Source organism: Ensifer sp. ENS07 (assembly GCF_014852185.1).
Taxonomy (GTDB): domain Bacteria; phylum Pseudomonadota; class Alphaproteobacteria; order Rhizobiales; family Rhizobiaceae; genus Ensifer; species Ensifer adhaerens.
Map to the genome: position 1 here is coordinate 38,704 of NZ_JACVBE010000019.1, position 16,652 is coordinate 55,355.

The 16,652-nt window shown below is 62.1% G+C and carries 16 protein-coding genes and 1 pseudogene; 13 read left to right on the forward strand and 4 right to left on the reverse strand.

What is annotated here, in order from left to right; all coding sequences use genetic code 11:
* Positions 1 to 29 precede the first annotated feature (29 nt).
* The 9 genes and pseudogenes from IB277_RS34460 to IB277_RS34500 all read left to right on the forward strand — a co-directional run bounded on the left by IB277_RS34460 (position 30) and on the right by IB277_RS34500 (position 9,800).
* Positions 30 to 1,658, forward strand: coding sequence for an FAD-binding protein (locus tag IB277_RS34460; protein WP_110819026.1), 1,629 nt, complete (start codon positions 30 to 32; stop codon positions 1,656 to 1,658).
* 3 nt (positions 1,659 to 1,661) lie between these two features.
* Positions 1,662 to 1,991 (forward strand): ferredoxin family protein, encoded by a 330-nt coding sequence (locus IB277_RS34465; protein ID WP_060582850.1) that lies wholly within the window; start codon positions 1,662 to 1,664, stop codon positions 1,989 to 1,991.
* Positions 1,992 to 2,004: 13 nt separating this feature from the next.
* Positions 2,005 to 2,799 carry an ABC transporter ATP-binding protein gene (locus IB277_RS34470; RefSeq protein WP_192372882.1) on the forward strand — a complete coding sequence of 265 codons (795 nt, stop codon included), beginning with the start codon at positions 2,005 to 2,007 and terminating at the stop codon, positions 2,797 to 2,799.
* Positions 2,800 to 2,810: 11 nt separating this feature from the next.
* Positions 2,811 to 3,674, forward strand: a complete 864-nt coding sequence (locus IB277_RS34475) for an ABC transporter permease (protein ID WP_060521242.1) — start codon at positions 2,811 to 2,813, stop codon at positions 3,672 to 3,674.
* Between the two features lie 48 nt (positions 3,675 to 3,722).
* Complete coding sequence (locus IB277_RS34480) at positions 3,723 to 4,748, forward strand: aliphatic sulfonate ABC transporter substrate-binding protein (protein ID WP_192372884.1); 1,026 nt, start codon at positions 3,723 to 3,725, stop codon at positions 4,746 to 4,748.
* Between the two features lie 54 nt (positions 4,749 to 4,802).
* On the forward strand, positions 4,803 to 6,242 hold the full coding sequence (locus IB277_RS34485; protein WP_112983971.1) for an MFS transporter: 1,440 nt from the start codon (positions 4,803 to 4,805) through the stop codon (positions 6,240 to 6,242).
* 597 nt (positions 6,243 to 6,839) lie between these two features.
* A pseudogene (locus IB277_RS38405) lies at positions 6,840 to 7,292 on the forward strand (septal ring lytic transglycosylase RlpA family protein); the annotation flags it as partial.
* A gap of 855 nt (positions 7,293 to 8,147) precedes the next feature.
* On the forward strand, positions 8,148 to 8,840 hold the full coding sequence (locus tag IB277_RS34495; RefSeq protein WP_192372957.1) for a thioredoxin family protein: 693 nt from the start codon (positions 8,148 to 8,150) through the stop codon (positions 8,838 to 8,840).
* A 399-nt stretch (positions 8,841 to 9,239) separates the two neighbouring features.
* The gene (locus tag IB277_RS34500) at positions 9,240 to 9,800 is read left to right on the forward strand and encodes a dihydrofolate reductase family protein (protein ID WP_060582844.1); all 561 of its coding nucleotides are present in this window, start codon (positions 9,240 to 9,242) and stop codon (positions 9,798 to 9,800) included.
* A 196-nt stretch (positions 9,801 to 9,996) separates the two neighbouring features.
* Here IB277_RS34500 and IB277_RS34505 read toward each other — a convergent pair whose 3' ends face one another.
* Both IB277_RS34505 and IB277_RS34510 read right to left on the reverse strand, forming a co-directional pair.
* Positions 9,997 to 10,533: an imm11 family protein gene (locus IB277_RS34505; RefSeq protein WP_246812875.1), complete on the reverse strand. Its 537-nt coding sequence runs from the start codon at positions 10,531 to 10,533 to the stop codon at positions 9,997 to 9,999.
* Between the two features lie 18 nt (positions 10,534 to 10,551).
* Complete coding sequence (locus IB277_RS34510; protein WP_246812876.1) at positions 10,552 to 11,616, reverse strand: GlxA family transcriptional regulator; 1,065 nt, start codon at positions 11,614 to 11,616, stop codon at positions 10,552 to 10,554.
* 134 nt (positions 11,617 to 11,750) lie between these two features.
* Here IB277_RS34510 and IB277_RS34515 point away from each other — a divergent pair, with 134 nt between their 5' ends.
* From IB277_RS34515 to IB277_RS34530, 4 genes are read left to right on the forward strand one after another with little or no spacing between them, the layout of a single operon-like run.
* Entirely contained in the window at positions 11,751 to 12,752 is a 1,002-nt protein-coding gene (locus tag IB277_RS34515) for a DJ-1/PfpI family protein (protein ID WP_371813747.1), read from the forward strand.
* Positions 12,749 to 13,990, forward strand: coding sequence for a flavin-dependent oxidoreductase (locus IB277_RS34520; protein WP_192372888.1), 1,242 nt, complete (start codon positions 12,749 to 12,751; stop codon positions 13,988 to 13,990). The genes IB277_RS34515 and IB277_RS34520 overlap by 4 nt, the downstream gene beginning before the upstream one ends.
* Positions 13,991 to 14,024: 34 nt before the next feature.
* Positions 14,025 to 14,162 (forward strand): hypothetical protein, encoded by a 138-nt coding sequence (locus tag IB277_RS34525; RefSeq protein ID WP_162770696.1) that lies wholly within the window; start codon positions 14,025 to 14,027, stop codon positions 14,160 to 14,162.
* Positions 14,159 to 14,683 carry a LysE family translocator gene (locus tag IB277_RS34530; RefSeq protein ID WP_371813748.1) on the forward strand — a complete coding sequence of 175 codons (525 nt, stop codon included), beginning with the start codon at positions 14,159 to 14,161 and terminating at the stop codon, positions 14,681 to 14,683. Before IB277_RS34525 ends, IB277_RS34530 begins: the two co-directional genes overlap by 4 nt.
* Positions 14,684 to 15,095: 412 nt before the next feature.
* Here the strand turns inward: IB277_RS34530 and IB277_RS34535 are convergent, their stop codons facing one another.
* Positions 15,096 to 15,299, reverse strand: coding sequence for a cold-shock protein (locus IB277_RS34535; RefSeq protein WP_034791723.1), 204 nt, complete (start codon positions 15,297 to 15,299; stop codon positions 15,096 to 15,098).
* A 237-nt stretch (positions 15,300 to 15,536) separates the two neighbouring features.
* Positions 15,537 to 16,547 (reverse strand): LacI family DNA-binding transcriptional regulator, encoded by a 1,011-nt coding sequence (locus IB277_RS34540; RefSeq protein ID WP_192372890.1) that lies wholly within the window; start codon positions 16,545 to 16,547, stop codon positions 15,537 to 15,539.
* Positions 16,548 to 16,652: the final 105 nt, after the last annotated feature.

Sequence of the window (16,652 nt, forward strand, 5' to 3'; positions counted from 1 at the left end):
CAACGCTTCCTTTTCTGTACCGGGACATCATGGCATCGCGTCGCAAGGAACAGCCCACCGAAGACGGGCGCCACATCGAAACGGACGTGCTGGTTGTCGGTGGGGGCCCCGCCGCCGCCTGGGCGGCGCTTTCCGCTGCCGAGACCGGCGCGCGCGTCGTCTTGGCTGACAAGGGTTATCACGGCACGAGCGGTGCCACGGCTCCGTCCAACACGGGAACGTGGTGTGTGCCGCCGGGAGAAGGGCGCGCAGCCTCGGTCGAGCAGCGTTTCAAGCGCACTGCCGGCCTTGCCGATCGTCGCTGGATGTTGCGCGCGGCTGACCGCGCCTACGAAAACCTCCTGAAGCTCGTCGAATGGGGCTATCCCTTTCCGAGCGAAGAGGATGGCAACCTCTATATCGCCAACCTGCGCGGTCCTGACTACATGCGCTTCATGCGCCAGCGTGTGCACAAGGCCGGTGTCACGATCCTTGACCACCATCCTATCCTGGAACTGCTTGGCGACGATCATCATGTCGGGGGGGCTGCGGGGCTTTCTCGCCGCAATGGCGCAAGCTTCTCCGTATCGGCCGGTGCCGTCGTGCTTGCCACCGGCGGCTGCGCCTTCTTCGAACGCATCCTCGGTGGCACGGGGCTCACCGGTGATGGCTATCTCTTCGCCGCAGAGGCCGGCGCGTCCCTTTCCGGCATGGAATTCACCGGCAAATACACGCTCGCCCCGCACGGTTCCTCGCTGAACAAGGGCTTGCCTTTTCGCTGGGCGACCTTCTACCGAGAGAACGGCGAGGTGCTGCGCGACGCCCGCGGTGAGCCGGTGACGAACGGTATCGGCGGCGGCGAGCGGCAAGTGGCCGAGGCCCTGCTGTCCGGCCCGGTCTATGCCCGGCTCGATCTTGCCGAACCCGCGATGCAGGACTGGCTGCGTCGTGGCCAGCCGAACTGTTTTCAGCCTTACGACCGGATGGGGATCAATCCCTTCGAGCACCTGTTCCGGGTCGACCTCAAATACGAGGGCACCGTGCGCGGCACCGGCGGTATCCGCATCGTCTCGTCCGACTGTGGCACCGGCATTACCGGGCTTTACGCCGCCGGCGACGCGGCGAGCCGCGAAAACGTGACGGGTGGGGTTTCCGGTGGAGGGGCCATCAATGCCTCCTGGGCGATTGCCAGCGGCTGGTGGGCCGGTCACGGCGCCGCCCGGCATGCGAGCAGCAGAAAGTCCCGTGATGCGGCGCGCTTGCGGCCGCTCGGCGCGACGGGTTTGCGCGGCGCCGGCGAACGTGAAGACGTCAATCTCGCGGCCGCCGCCCGCGCGGTGCACGAGGAGATCGTGCCGCTCGACAGGAGTTACTGGCGCAAGGCCAGCGCCCTGGAGACAAGTCACCGCATTCTGGAAGGTGTGTGGGCCGGCCTCAACCAGGCAAAGCCCGCGGTCGGCATCGACCGACTTCGCGCACGAGAGGTGGCGTCGGTTACGGCGAGCGCCCGCTGGACGGTCGCGGCTGCGCTCTTGCGCACGGAAAGCCGGGGCGTGCACCGCCGGAGTGACTTTCCGACCGAAGACGACGGGCAGGCGAGCCGCATCGTCGTCTCCGGGCTCGATCAGGTGAGCGCCGTGCGTGAAGATCTCGCTTTTGAGACGGTTCGGGAGGGCTGAGCGATGATCGAGGTTATCTCCGCCGACCGCTGCATCCGCTGCGATATCTGCGAACGGATCTGTCCCGCCTTCGTCTTCGATCGCGACGAAACGGGTCTGCCGATCATTGCCCGGCAAGACGACTGCCAAACCTGTTTTCTCTGCGAAATCTATTGTCCGACGGATGCGCTCTATGTCGCCGAGGCGGCGCACGGACCAACAGGCATCGCGGAGGCCGAGGTGTTGGAACGCGACCTTTTTGGCGCCTACGCCCGCTCGCTCGGGTGGAACCGCGGCCGCGCCGGCGGCGCGCAAGATGATCCGACCCGTCACATCCGCGTGGCGCAGGTTTGAAGGGAGTTCGACCATGGAACGCATAGCCGTCAGCGCGCTGCGCAAGACCTTTACGCTCAAACAGGGCCAGACCGTAACGGTGGACGGCGTCGCCTCGAGCCGCATTGCGGTGCTGGATGGCGTCGACCTGACCATCAAACGCGGCGAATTCATCACGCTGGTCGGGCCGTCCGGCAGCGGCAAGTCGGTGCTGCTCGATGTCATTGCCGGATTGACCGAAGCGACCTCGGGCGTCGCTCGCATCGACGGCATCGAGGTCTCCAAACCGCATGCCCGCACCGCCTATGTGTTCCAGCAATATGCGCTTTTTCCCTGGCGAACAGCGCTGCAGAACATCGAATATGCCCTGGAGGTGCGTGGTGTGCCGGCGGCGGAGCGTCGCGAGAAGGCACGTCATTTCCTGCATCTCTTCGGCCTCAAGGGCTTCGAAGACCGCTTCCCCTCGCAGCTTTCCGGCGGCATGCAGCAGCGCGTGGCAATCGCTAGGGCGCTCTCCACCGATCCGCAGGTGCTGCTGATGGACGAGCCCTTCGCGGCGCTTGACGCCCAGACGCGCGACATCCTGCAAAGCGAACTGTTGCGCATTTGGGAACAGATCAAGACGACCGTCGTCTTTGTCACCCATTCGATCGACGAGGCGATCTACCTCGCCGACCGCGTGGTCGTGATGACCGCGCGCCCGGCGAGCGTCAAGGAAATCGTCGAGATTGACCTGCCGCGCCCGCGCGGCCGCGTCTGGGAAAGCTTGCGTGACGAGGTCGTCAAGGCCCAGCGCGATTGGGCGCTCGCATCCAACTACACCAACTAAGGGAGGATCCGATGAGTCTGATCGCCGACCGCAACCTGCCGCTCCGCCGGACATTATCATCGCGCCGAAAGCGTGCCGCGGAGAAACCGCCGACGGTTCTCGGTGAAGCCTTCTCAACTATTACGCTGGGCCTGCCGGCGCTCGTCGCCTTCGCTCTTCTCTGGGAGATCGCGCCACGCGCCGGCTGGATCAACGCGCTGTTCTTCCCGCCACTCAGCCAGGTGCTCTCGGTCCTGTGGGAGATGATCGCCTCGGGTCAGCTTGCTGACCACATCGGCATCAGCCTGCAGCGCGCCGCGATCGGCTTTTCGCTTGCCGTTGTTGTCGCCGTACCGCTTGGTCTTTTGATGGGGCGCTATCCGCTCTTCGAAAAGGCCTCGGACTTTCTCGTCCAGACCCTGCGCAATACCTCGCAGTTCGCGCTGCTGCCGGTCTTCATCCTTTTGCTCGGCATCGGCGAGGCGTCAAAGATCGCCATCACATTCTACGCGGCCGTCTTCTTCCTGCTGATCAACACCATCGTCGGCGTAAAGTCGGTCGATCCACTGCTGGTGAAGGCAGCGCGTTCCATGGGAACGTCCGACTGGGATCTCTTCAAGAAGGTCATTCTGCCCTCGGCCGTTCCCTCGATTGTCGCGGGCGCTCGGCTTGGTGTGAAGACCTCGCTCTTTTCGGTCATCGCCGCGGAGATGCTCGCGGCCCAATCCGGCATCGGCTACCTCATCCAGAATTCGTCGCTGATGCTGGAAACAGACCGGATGTATGCCGGCATCCTGACGCTGACGATCATCGGCCTCCTCCTGAACTACTTGCTCGTCGCTGGGGAACGACGCGCCACCCGCTGGCGCGGCGACGGCGAAAGCGGCCCGAACTGAGCCCCAGCCTCTCTTCCAACGAACACGCGATTTCGAAAGGATCCATCCATGACAGCCAATCCACTCCGCCGCACATTGTTGAAGCTCGCCTTGGCGCTATCGTTCCTGCCGGTGGCGGGTGCCGCGCCGGCCTTTGCCGACGACGCGAAGCCCGAGGTCATCCGCATCGGCTCGACCGCGCCGGGCCACCTGAAATTCATCCTTTATCGCAACAAGAAACTGCTGGAAGACGAGTTCGCCAAGGACGGCATCAAGATCGAGCTGACGACATTCGATGGCGGTTCCGCTGCCACGGTTGCGCTCGGTTCGGGAGCGATCGACTTCACCTATATCGGCAACAACCCGTCGCTTCGCCTGGCGGCGACCGGGGCCGACGTGAAGCTCATCGGCCTTTCGAGCTGGAACCGCTCGAACGAGACGCAGATCGTCGTCAAGCCGGAGTCTGCGATCCAGAAGATTGAGGACCTGAAGGGCAAGAAGGTCGCCTATCTCTCAGGCACGGTGCGTCACTCGACCTTCGCCAAGGCACTGAAAGCCGCAGGTCTTTCCCTCGCGGATGTGGAAAGCCTGAACCTCGGTATCGACAGTTCCGGCCCGGCGCTGGCCCGTGGTGACGTCGATGCCATCGTGGAAAGCACCGGCCCTGTGCAGACGCTTGTTGAAAAGGGCGGAGCGCGGGTGATCTTCGACGCCGGCGTGTCGGGCAGCCCCGATTGGGCGGTTCCACATCTCCTCAGCGTCAACGGTGAATTCGCCCGCAAGTATCCTGAAATCGTGACACGTCTGCTGGCTGTCGATATCGCGACTGCCCGCTGGGCCGACGCCAACCCGGAGGAGACGACTACGATCTTTGTCAAGGAGACAGGCAGCAGTGACAAGGCAGTCCGCGCCACCTACCCGGATGGAAAGTTTTTCCAGGACCCGGAAATCACGGATGCGGCAGTGAAAGCGCTTCAGGGGGAGGAGGCCTTCATGGCCGAAGCCGGGCTGCTGAAGGGTAAAGTCAATTATGAGAGCTGGATTGACCGCTCCTTCTACGACGCAGCTCTAAAAAGAGTTGCTGCCAGCAACTGATCCTGTAGGTTCGGGCGGCGGCGCACCTGCGTCTCCGCCCTCTCTTCTTCTTGAATGATGTCCTCCATTTCCTCTTCTCCACTTCCGTTTCACCGCACCCGCATCGTCCCGGCCGTCGTGGCCGTGGCCTTTTTCATGCAGATGCTCGACAGCACGATCATCGCAACCTCGCTGCCGGCCATGTCCAAGGCCTTCGCGACGGATGTGGTGACGCTCAACATTGGCTTCACCGCCTATCTTCTTGCGATGGCCGTGTTTATTCCGCCGGCCGGATGGCTCGCCGAGCGTTTTGGCGCGCGAGAGGTCTTTCTTGCCGCTATCGCGCTGTTCACGCTCGCCTCCGTTGCTTGCGGCTTCTCGGCGTCGCTTGGTCAATTCACCGTGGCTCGGCTCTTCCAAGGTGCGTCCGCAGCGCTGATGACGCCGGTTGGGCGTCAGCTCGTACTGCGCGATGCACCGAAGGCGGAGTTGGTGCGGGCGATCGCCACCATCACCTGGCCGGCTCTGATTGCCCCCGTCATCGGCCCTCTGATCGGTGCCTGGATTACAACCCACGCCGGCTGGGAGTGGAACTTCTTCATCAATCTGCCTCTCGGCATATTCGGTGTCGTGCTCGTTGCCTTTTTCGTGCCGCGCGTGCCTGCGGAGGGAGCGCGACCCTTTGATGTGACCGGCGTCTTGCTGACTGGAGGCGCGCTCGCACTCACCCTTGGCGGTCTGGAGCTTTCCAGTTCATCCTCGGGTGGGACCGCTTCACTTGGCCTTCTGGTCGCCGGTCTTTTCGCCGGCTTTTTTGCAGTCCGCCATCTGAGGCGCGCTGCGCATCCCCTGCTCGACATGACAGTGCTGAAGATCCCGACTTTCGCCTTCGCAACGCTTTCGGCGGGCACCGCCGGGCGGCTTGCCGTCAATGCGACGCCATTTCTGCTGCCGCTGCTCTTTCAGGTTGGTTTGGGTTTCAATGCGGTGGAGACGGGCTCGCTGGTCTTCGTCTACTTTCTCGGCAACCTTTTGATGAAGAGCGTCACCACACCGGCTCTGCGTCTTTTCGGCTTCCGCAGCCTTCTTGTCGTAAATGGCATGATCGCCGCCACGACGATCGGTGCCTTCGCATTCGTCGACGGAGAAACGCCGCGCATTGTCATGTGGGTGCTGCTGATTGCCTGCGGCCTTTCCCGCTCGATGCAGTTTACGGCGCTGACGACAATCGCCTTCGCGGATGTACCGCCTGCTCAGCGAAGCGCGGCGACGACGATTTCGGCGATGCTGCAGCAACTCTCCCAACTGCTTGGCATCGCCGTTGCCGCAGCCGTCATTCGCTTCGCATCCTATCTGGGCGGGGGAGGAGGCGATCATAATATGCTTCCGGATATTCGCGCCGCCTTCCTCTTTATCGCCGCCATAGGCTTCGTGTCGGCGCTTCGCTTTCTCGCACTGTCGTCCGACGCGGGTGCTGAGGTTTCCGGCCACCGTGGTCGCCCTGTCGTCGGATAAGGCGGCGTAACAGAAACCGCGAGCCACTGGCGACTTTTGAGCGGAGATCGCCGAAGAGCCGAGGAAAGACCGGCGGAGGCGCCGGGCGAAAACTTCCTTCCCATTTTCAAGGCTAGAAGTTTCGCCTGACCTCCCGGTCTGCAGTTCGTAAGCAGGGTACGACATAAATCGGCGGCCGGGGCGAAGCGCCGGCTTTGGTTCGTCTGCGAGGGTAAGTTCGCCTTCGATGCGATTCAGCCATCGTTTCGCTTCTGCCGCTGACACCCAAATAGACGGTGCTCTTTCATCGGTGCGACACAGTCGACGAACTCGACTTTTTATTTCCGCCTCTGATCGCGAAGAACGGGCAGATATGCCCTGGGTCGGGAGGGCGGAACCATTCGCTCGTAGCCTCATTTTACCGAGGTATCATAGATGGAGCGGACCAACGGCACGCCCCAGATTGCGCCTGGTGTCGACCAGCCCCTCACGGCTGCGTCGCCTGTCTCGCGTCTCCACTGCGCATTGCGGTCGCGTGTCGAGTTGCAGTCGATGGTGGACGGGATGGGAGATGGAATAGCAGCGACCATTAAAGTCATGCGGTGGTTGGCAATTATGATGTTCTGTGCGTTCGTTGGAGCCTGCACCACGACATCTACGCCCGACACGACCAGTCTGGTCGGCAAGCCTTACGTGGTCAAAGGCAAGCGTTACTATCCGAAGGAGGAACCGGGCTACGATCGAAGCGGCATTGCCTCCTGGTACGGTCGGGGTTTCAGGGGCGGCGGACCGCAAATGGCGAGACTTACGATCCGGGCCGCCTCTCCGCCGCGCATCCGACACTTCCCTTGCCCAGCTACGTGCGGGTGACAAATCTCACAAACGGCTCGTCGGTCGTTGTGCGCGTCAATGATCGTGGCCCTTACCACAAAGGGCGTTTGATCGATATTTCCAGCAAGGCAGCAGAGATGCTGGATATGACGCGCCGCGGGACAGCGTCCGTCCGGGTACAATATGTGGGGCGCGCCGCTCTAAACGGAGATGATATGGCGTTTCTCATGGCGTCACAAAGGAAGCGCCAGGGTCCCCTTGGCGTCAATCGGCCAATCGGCGCGCAGGTCGCCGGCAAACCGCTTACCAGCTACGGTGAGCGCAGCACCCTGTTCGTCGGCTCGAAATCTGCCGGTAACTTTCTGGCTGCCTCTGGTTTGCGGGGACGGGAGGCTGCGTATGCGCTCTGGGCTTCCCAGGCACAGCACTTGGCACCCCTCGGCAAGGCAAGTATTGCAAGGGAAACCGCGATTTTTGCCGAATGCTGTTTGAACAAGGAGCGGGTGGGCGAGAAATCTGTGTTGCAGGCGTTTCTCCCGGCAGCTTTCGGTCGCAAAAGCCGACGGACTTGGATGACTGGCGGAATATCGCCAGCGGCAAGGCGACCACGGGTGAGAAACGCGCCCTCGGCAGGGCGCGGGCGGGAGGCGAACGAGCGCGACCTTGTCAGCGCCGCCAGTCATCCTCGGAAAAATGTTCGCTTTGCCACGATAGTCAGCGCGTCCATGTGGATCCCGCCACACTTGTAACTCCCACCCGACCCTCCACTCACGATAGCCTCTTGCCACATAATCGCTGGATACGGTGTGGAGGAAGGATCGGAAATGCCGAAGTTCGCAGACAAGGAACCGGCCAGTCGGTCGTCAAGTGGGTGGCTACCTGGCCGGACGGCGAGGCTTCAAGGCGAGCCCAAGCTTGGCCCTGAGGGCCTGCATGTCGACCGTCGGCTCGCACGGATGGTCACGCGCTCCCCGCTTCGCCACAGGGGCCGATCAGCCAAATGGTCGTGAGCCCCTGATGAGCTTTTCACTTGCCGCCATGGCTGATTTGCATATCCGCAGCTCGCGGCAACACCCCAACCCGAGGAGACTGACAATGAAACACGCTGTCGTTTCACACGATAACTGGCTAGCCGCCCGTCGGGACTTGCTGAAGGCGGAAAAGGAGCTTACGCGTCATCGCGACGAGGTCGCTCGAAAGCGGCTCGAGCTCCCATGGGTGCGCATCGAGAAGGATTATGTGTTCGATACGCTCGATGGCCCTCGCACGCTCGCCGATCTCTTCGAGGGACGATCCCAACTTCTGGTGCAGCACTTCATGTTCGCGCCGGGATGGAAGCAAGGCTGCCCGAGCTGTTCTTTCATGGCCGACCACACCGATGGTATGAACATGCATCTGGCCCAGCACGACGTTGCCATGATCGCCGTTTCACGGGCGCCTCTCGCCGAGATCGAGCGCTTTCGCCGCCGCATGGGGTGGCAGTTCTGCTGGGTGTCCTCGAATAGCAGCCCGTTCAACTACGACTTCCGGGTCAGTTTCACTCCCGAGGAGGTCGCCAGCGGGCATATCGACTACAATTTCGGGCAATGGCGCGAGCTGGGCGAGGAATGGCCGGGCATCAGCGCCTTCTTCAAGGACGAGGCCGGCAACGTCTTCCACACCTACTCCACTTTCGGCCGTGGCGTAGAGGCAATGATGGGTACTTATGCCCTCCTCGACCTCATGCCGAAGGGTCGCAACGAAGCTGAGGGGATGGAGTGGGTGCGTCACCATGATCGATACTCATGACCGCCCCTCAAACACAGCATAGTTGCAGGTTGGCAATGAGAATATGGTGGATTGCCGGACCCTAGCGGGCTCCGGCGATTTGTTTTGAGTCACGCCCTAGCACAGTTGTCGGTTGATGATCGTGCGCGCCGCATCGTGGCAGAAATCCCGAAACCTCTGTCATTTTCGGCAGGTTCATCGGCTGGTAGACTAAACCCTCATGCGGAACTGCTTCGTCGAACGCAGCAATGCCGCTGGTACGCTACTTCTCGACCGTCATCATGTCTGACAGCTGTGACAGTTCGCGGTGTCCAGTTCCACGCCAGCGGCGTGCCGTCGGCGCTCTGTCCGTCCGCACAACCCAGTTCGTTGCGGACAAAAACACGAGGGCGAGTAGAAAGCTTGGGAAGAGGATGAGCAATGACTGACATCGTTTCTGAGATCATCCTGACGATCGACGGCGCGGCGCGCGGCCAGGAATCGCCAGCCTATTACGGCTATACTGGACCCGAATTCATGGAATGGTTAGCGCAGAAGAACGCGCAGCCCCATCGTACGCTGATCGGCCGCAAAACGCTTGACGCCTTGAGCAACATACCTGCGGCCTACCAAGACGATGACTATCGGCGGATGACTGAAAGTCCGGGCTGGGTCGTTTCCTCCAGACTCAGTCGTGTGGGTTGGCCGGGCTTTACAGTACTTGGTTCCGGATTTCTTGATGAGATTCGGGCAGAGCGCGCGGGCCACGGTGCCGAAATTCGGACGATGGGAAGCCTGTCAATCGTCCGCCAACTTCTTGCGGCAAATCTGTTGGACCGGCTTCGCCTAATCTATTGCCCGCTGATCCTACCGCAGTCCGGCATCGAACCTTTCTTCCAGGGCATGTGTGACCAAAAGTTCAAACTCAGGGATCAGCGCGTTCTTGATGGAGAAGTGGTTGTGCTCGACTACAGGCCCGACGGCAGGCCGCATTATGCGTGATGGCGCGCAGTTCGCAGTGGCGATTTGATCGGCACTGCGCCGACCCGATCGGGCCATCTGCAGGCCGAAGACCTCGATCACACATGCTCAACTCACGGTGTGGTGGCGGGGTGAGATTCGTCGAGATATCGGATATGTGATGGGATAGTGTCCTTCCCGATAGCGGGCGGCGCTGCTTTCCCAATGCGGCGATCGCTCATTCTACTGATGTCCAAAGAGGTGCGAACGAGACGCCGCGCATCCCCAAGTCTCGGACCCTCGTGACGAAACAGTCGGTGACAAAGACCGATGAACCACGTGTCGGCAACTTGAAGATCTCGGCGCTTCCGATGATCTCCATCTTGAACACATATCGTTCGATATCGAGAATATCACCATCATCGAAATAGACGACGCTCGATCGCTCCTTGTCGAGAGCATCAAGGACGTTGGTGACGTTGAACAGCCAGACGTCCTCGCCCTTCAGCGGCAGAAGCTGCCCATAGCGGGTCAGCACCGGGGCCAGCGCCTCGACGGCGGGCTTCTTCAGGATCGGCGCGTGCTCGCCCAACCATGGGAAATCGGAGTAACTCGGTTCCTCTGCCCCATGGTCCGCCTCAAGCATCGTCATGACGGGCGGAACCCACCCCTGGATGGCGCGTCCGTCCATCGCAAGAAAGGTCTCGAAGTCCTCCGCGTTGACAGGGACGATCCATTCCTGGTTTTCACAGACGGCGAACTTGTAAATCGTCATGGGCATGCCTCCGGGTGGTCAAAATTCCGAATGCATCTCGCGAAACAGGCGTGGAGTGATGCCGAAGCGGCGTTCGAATGCTTCGCAGAAGCGTGTCGCCGGCGAAAGGCCGACCTCGGCCGCCACCGATTTCAAGGAAAGTCCGCGGCAAAGCAGCATGCGAGCGGCATCGAGGCGGGCCGTTTCGACGAAGCGGGCCGGGGATTGGCCGATGACCGCAACGAATCTTCGATGGAACGTCCGCTCGCTGAGCCCGGCGCGCTCTGCCAGGCTGGGAACATCCAGCTGCGAGCCGAGGTTTGCTAATATCCACCCAATCAGGTCTGCGAAAGGACTGTCGGCTTTTACCTGCGCGTGAAGCAGCGGGCTGAATTGCGACTGGTAGCCGGGGCGGCGTGCGTAGAGCACGAGCCGCTTGGCAACCTCGCCGGCAATGTCGGCCGATACATCCTGCGCGACCATGGCGAGCGCCATATCAATGCCGGTTGTCACGCCTGCGGAAGTCCATAGCCGGCCGTCGACGACATAGAGCGCGTCCGCGTCGACGCTGACGGAGGGAAACGTTGCGGCCAGCGGCGCACAGGCATCCCAGTGGGTGGCGACGCGATGCCCGTCGAGCAGCCCGAGCCTTGCGAGGACGATCACCCCCGAACAGACCGATCCGAACCGTTGCGCCTTCCCGACAAGTTCCGGGAGCCAGACCGACCAGGCGGGGTCTGCCAGAACCGGCAGCAGATGCTCGCTTTCAGCGCCGGCGACAAGAAGTGTATCGACCCCCTCAGGGGCGCACGCGTCTAGGCTTCGGGTATGCACTGCAATGCCGCTGCTGCTCGTCACCGATCCACCCGCAGGCGATACCAGGTCGACCGCATAGAAGGGCGGCTTGCCGCTATGGCCAAGAGCGCGGTTGGCGCCGGTGAAGACCGAGATCGGCCCGGACGTGTCGAGCAGCTCGAAGCCGGGATAGACGATGAAGGTCAGACGGTGCATTGGCAGAAAATACGATATTTCTGTCATTTCCGCCAGAAAATGCTCGCGATACCCTGATGATAGCCGCAAGCAGAACGGAGTGCCGATGCTCATGCGCTATTTTCTCCCCGCAGTTCTGGCCCTTCTTGCCGTACCGTTGGTGGGCTTCGGCCTTTGGCTGGCGACCCTGCGGGGCAGCACCCGCAACCTATGCGCCGCCGGCCATCCCGCAGGCGGAAACGGATGCCATGCTGGCGGCTCTCAAGCCGCCAAAGCGTGCCCGGCCGCTCATTGCCGTCGTGGCAATAAACGACGCGACGGAAACGACGGACTATCTGATGCCCGTTGGAATTCTTCGCCGAGCGGACATCGCCGATGTGACGACCCTCTCGAGCGGAGCCGGGTCGGTCAAGCTCTACCCGGCGCTCACCGTCGAGGCCGACGCGACGATGGGGGCCTTCGACGCGCTTCATCCCAAGGGAGCCGACTATGTGATCGTTCCGGCGATGAGCCGTGATGACGACCCGGGGGTCACGGCCTGGCTGCGCAAGCAGGCAGAGGGTGGGGCAGTCATCATCGCCATCTGCGCCGGCGCGAAAGTTGTCGCCAGCGCCGGACTGCTCGACGGCGGCCGAGCGACGACCCATTGGTACTATCTCGGGGAACTGATGAAGCGCCATCCGACGATCAGCTACATTGCGGATCGGCGTATGGTGTTGGATCGGGGCATAGCGACCACCACGGGCGTGACGGCCTCGATGCCGATGATGCTGACCTTGATCGAGGCCATCGCCGGCCGCGGCAAGGCAGAGGCGGTCGCCCGCACTATCGGGCAGGGCGGCTGGAGTGCAGGGCATGACAGCGGCGCATTCCGCCTGACGCGCCCTTTCGTCACGACCGTGCTGGGCAATCGCGTTGCGTTCTGGAACCGCGATCGTTTCGGCGTGGCACTCGAGCCGGGGATGGATGAAGTTGCGCTCGCGCTCGTCGTTGACGCGTGGTCGCGCACCTATCGCTCGAACGTCGAGATTTTCGCGGCCTCGCCCGCGGCCGTGACGACGCGCAACGGCGTGCGCGTCCTTCCGGACAAGGTTGTCGCGTCCTGGGCGGGCGAGCGGCTGATACCGGACAAGCCGCCAGCCGAGGCTCTGGACAGCGCCTTGCAGGAGATCGCAGCCCGCCATGGGCAGGACACCGCTGATGTGGTTGCTATGCAGCTCGAATATCCGCAACAGGGAAAAAGGCCATGAAGGCGTTGATAGCAGGCGCCGGCATTGGTGGGCTGACCGCGGCCCTCTTCCTGCACCGAGCGGGGTTCGAAGTTGAGATATTCGAGCGTGCCGACGCGGTGCGCGAACTGGGCGTCGGCATTAACATGCTGCCGCATGCCGTCAGCCTCTTGGCCGAACTCGGGCTGATGGATGCGCTTGACGCGGCGGGAATCCGCACGCGCGAATTGATCTATGCGAACCGGTTTGGCCAGGTCATCTGGCAGGAATTGCGCGGTATCGAGGCCGGCCATGCCGTGCCGCAGTTCAGCATTCATCGCGGCAGGCTATTGGGCCTTGTCCACAATGCCGTCATCGACCGGCTGGGGCAGGGGAGCATCCGCACGGGATGCCGCGTGCACGGCTTCGAGCAGGAGGCCCAGAGCGTGACCGTGCACTTTTCCCAAGGCGCAAGGGCATTGCAGGCGCGAGGCGACCTGCTGGTCGGCGCAGACGGCATTCATTCGACCGTGCGCGCAGCGCTCTTTCCGGAGGAAGGTCTGCCGGTCTGGAACGGCGTCATGCTTTGGCGCGGCACCACGCGCTGGCCGGCATGGCGGGACGGTCGCACAATGGCGATCGCCGGCGGCAACTATGCCAAATTTGTTTTCTATCCGATTGGGGAAGACCCGGACGACCCGGCCATGCGCCTTACCAACTGGGCTGTGATGGCCCGCAGCAACGCGCTGCAAACCGACCGCACCCTCGGGGACTGGAGCCGTCTGGGAGACCTCGCACAAGTCTTGCCCATTGTGCGGGATCGTTTCCGCCTGGACTACGTCGATCCGGCGGAGATCATTTGCGCCACCGGCGAGTTTTATGAATATCCCAACTGCGACCGGGAGCCACTGCCACGCTGGTCGTTCAGGCGCATTACCCTGCTAGGAGACGCCGCCCACCCAATGTATCCGGTGGGCTCGAACGGCGCGAGCCAGGCTATCCTCGATGCCCACTCGCTGGCGGAGCATCTGCGAACCCACACGTCGGTCGAGGCCGCGCTTTGCGCCTACGATAGCGAGCGTCGTCCGCCCACGTCGGAAATCGTTGTGTCGAACCGTAGGGGTGGGCCGGAAGGCGTGATCGATCTCATTGAGGCACGTGCGCCCGACGGTTTCGACGATATCGAGGTGGTCGCATCCTTTGAGGAACGCGAACAGGTCGTTCGCGGCTACGCACGCCTTGCCGGGTTTGCCGCGGGCAATCCGCAAGGAGAGGCCTGAGCGGAATACTCCGAACCGTCATAAGGGTGGAAGCATGAACGACCAAGCGAAACTACTTCTCCACGCGCGCGCCATGGTCGCCGAGGGCGCGTTGGGGGGGCGATTCTGGGTATCGAAGCCGTTGGCGATCTTCAACCGGTTCGAGCAGGACGCGCGAAGGATCGCCCTATGACGCTCGAAACCTACGCTGCCTATGCGGCCATCTGCCTTGTCGCGACGGTTATACCCGGGCCGACCAACATGATGATACTCGCCAATGCAATGCGCCATGGCGTCCGTGCCGGTCTCCTAAATGTCGGGGGCACGATCGCCGGCCTCGCGGTAATGATCACGATATCTGGTCTTGGCCTGGCGTCCCTCGTCGCGCTGGCCGGGCACTGGCTCGACTGGGCCAGGCTGGCAGGCGCAGTCTATCTATGCTGGATCGGCTGGGAGATGATCCGCGATCGGGGTGCGTCCATGGAAAGCCCGCAATCCGCGCCTCCGCGCAGCGGTTTTTTTCTGCAGGGTCTGCTCGTTTCCCTAAGCAACCCGAAACAGCTCCTGTTTTTCGGCGCGCTCCTGCCACAGTTCGTCGATCCCACCCTTAATCAAGTGTGGCAGATGGTGATCTTCGGCGGGACTGCGATCGTCTTCTGTGTGCTCTCGGACGGCAGCTATGCCGTCGTCGCCGGAACATCGGGCGTCGTTTGAACCTCGTTGCAAGACGCAACATCGGCCGTATCGGAGGGGCCGTGCTGATAGTGGGCGGCGTCTGGCTCGCCTCCGCGCGTGTCCGATAGAGCCTTCTTTGAGTGATCGTCCGGCGGAAGCGGCGGGCGAGACTTCGACGGGATTAGGTCCAGGAGCGTGGATATTCCCTGAGCCGTCGGCGCCCAACACAAAGCTCGTCTTTTGCATGCAAACTGCTAGCGCCCGTTCAATGAGCTCGCGCCCGGCGCCTTTATTGTTATTCTTGATCTGAAGATCGGGCTTGGTGTCGCCTGGAAAAAGGAGGACTCGACGGCCTCGCGAGACGACATCATAGACATTTCCCGGCCGCTGGCGCGGCCGGGAAAGTGAGGGAATGCAATCAAGCGAATTCCCGAGGCTTGGTATCCGAAGTTCAGGCTGACCTGACGTTTTCGGCCTTCGATTTTCCGGTCTTGCGGTCCTGGCCAAGTTCATAGCTGACCTTTTGACCGTCGCGCAGTGAAGTTGCGCCCTCAAGCGCCGAGACGTGGACAAAAACGTCCGGTCCGCCATTGTCAGGCGTGATGAAGCCAAAACCCTTGTCCTGGTTGAAAAACTTTACGGTACCGGTTGCCATAGTCATCCTCGTCAGCTGAGTGCTCTGCGTTTTGCCGGAGCACCATATCCAGCGCCTGCCTTAGCGGCAATCGTGCATGTTGGCAAAACTTAATTTGCTCAGCCGCACCTTCTTCCGTCATCGGGAAGGGCCGTTTAGGCCCTAAATCAAGGCGGCAATGGCGACTGCGCGACAGTCACGACGTTGAACGCGGCCGCGCGGATGGTCCGACCATCGCACTCTCGGCTTGAGGCTTCCTCACATGGTATCACACGAAATCATCGAAGAGGGTCGCAGGATCAGACCTGGTGGCGGGAGATCACTTGGTTCGACGTCCACCTGCTCCAATCGCGCCAAGAGCAGGTTGACTGCGGCTCCTGCCACCTCACCAAGGTGCAGATCAACTGCGGTCAGCGGAGGGGTGGCGAGTTTGGCGCGCATGCCGTCATAGCGGGTCGCGATCCGAAGGTCGTGCGGGATCTGGCGACCGGTGGCGCGGGCCGCGTTGAGAACGCCTGTCGCAAAGGCGTCGACCGGCACGCAAAGGGCCGAGATGGAGGGATTGGCGCGCAGCAAGCTTTCAGCAGCGATTGCTGCCGCTTCTTCGCCCCCCTGTTCGTCGATGCGGATGGCGAGTGGCGTAAAGCCGCTTCCGGCCATGCGCTGCGCATACACAGCCTCCATCTCGATATAGGAATTGCGCCTTTGTTCACCCGTTATCAAGCCGACCTGACCGTCGCCCGCAAGCAGGTGATCGAGCAGCAGATGCGCCGTTGCGGCGCTCTGCAAATCCACGAACGGAAGATCGTCCCGGTCGGGCGCCCGCCCGATGCACACGACCTCGGTCCCGCGGGACGAAAAGAAATCCAGCACCGGGTCGTCTCGTTCCGGCTCCACCACGATGGCGCCGTCCACCTCAAGCGCGTCGAGGCGGTCGCGGGGCCCGAGTGGAGGAACGAGGCAAAGGGAGATACCCCTGGCAAAAGCCGTCACGGCGGCGGCAGCAGCAATTTCCATGAGGAAGCCCAGCCTCGACGGTCCGGCGGCCACCGCAAAGGGCATCGATGAAACCAGTGCGATAGATCCGGCTCTGCCGGTGCGCAAACGCTGCGCACGGTGATTGGGACGATAGCCCATTTCCTGCGCCAGCGTTTCGATGCGCTTGCGCGTTTCCGGCTCGACGTAACGTCGGCCGCTGAACGCGTGCGAAACAGTCGTGACCGAGACTCCAGCCGCCTTGGCAAGGTCGGCGATAGTAGGTTTTCCCATCAGCCCTCCGATGAACGTCTTCTATCACGCCGATCGCGCCGAAGCAAAACGATTTGCAAAGGCGCGATTGTGTGTTAGTGGATGCGCATGCAAAACGATTTGCAT

Coding starts and splice junctions, on each gene's coding strand:
- IB277_RS34460 (WP_110819026.1), top strand. CDS start 30: ATGGCATCGCGTCGCAAGGAACAGCCCACCGAAGACGGGCGCCACATC.
- IB277_RS34505 (WP_246812875.1), bottom strand. CDS start 10,533: ATGACGATTTACAAGTTCGCCGTCTGTGAAAACCAGGAATGGATCGTC.
- IB277_RS34475 (WP_060521242.1), top strand. CDS start 2,811: ATGAGTCTGATCGCCGACCGCAACCTGCCGCTCCGCCGGACATTATCA.
- IB277_RS34510 (WP_246812876.1), bottom strand. CDS start 11,616: ATGAGCATCGGCACTCCGTTCTGCTTGCGGCTATCATCAGGGTATCGC.
- IB277_RS34485 (WP_112983971.1), top strand. CDS start 4,803: ATGATGTCCTCCATTTCCTCTTCTCCACTTCCGTTTCACCGCACCCGC.
- IB277_RS34495 (WP_192372957.1), top strand. CDS start 8,148: ATGAAACACGCTGTCGTTTCACACGATAACTGGCTAGCCGCCCGTCGG.
- IB277_RS34480 (WP_192372884.1), top strand. CDS start 3,723: ATGACAGCCAATCCACTCCGCCGCACATTGTTGAAGCTCGCCTTGGCG.
- IB277_RS34535 (WP_034791723.1), bottom strand. CDS start 15,299: ATGGCAACCGGTACCGTAAAGTTTTTCAACCAGGACAAGGGTTTTGGC.
- IB277_RS34500 (WP_060582844.1), top strand. CDS start 9,240: ATGACTGACATCGTTTCTGAGATCATCCTGACGATCGACGGCGCGGCG.
- IB277_RS34530 (WP_371813748.1), top strand. CDS start 14,159: ATGACGCTCGAAACCTACGCTGCCTATGCGGCCATCTGCCTTGTCGCG.
- IB277_RS34520 (WP_192372888.1), top strand. CDS start 12,749: ATGAAGGCGTTGATAGCAGGCGCCGGCATTGGTGGGCTGACCGCGGCC.
- IB277_RS34465 (WP_060582850.1), top strand. CDS start 1,662: ATGATCGAGGTTATCTCCGCCGACCGCTGCATCCGCTGCGATATCTGC.
- IB277_RS34540 (WP_192372890.1), bottom strand. CDS start 16,547: ATGGGAAAACCTACTATCGCCGACCTTGCCAAGGCGGCTGGAGTCTCG.
- IB277_RS34525 (WP_162770696.1), top strand. CDS start 14,025: ATGAACGACCAAGCGAAACTACTTCTCCACGCGCGCGCCATGGTCGCC.
- IB277_RS34470 (WP_192372882.1), top strand. CDS start 2,005: ATGGAACGCATAGCCGTCAGCGCGCTGCGCAAGACCTTTACGCTCAAA.
- IB277_RS34515 (WP_371813747.1), top strand. CDS start 11,751: ATGCTGGCGGCTCTCAAGCCGCCAAAGCGTGCCCGGCCGCTCATTGCC.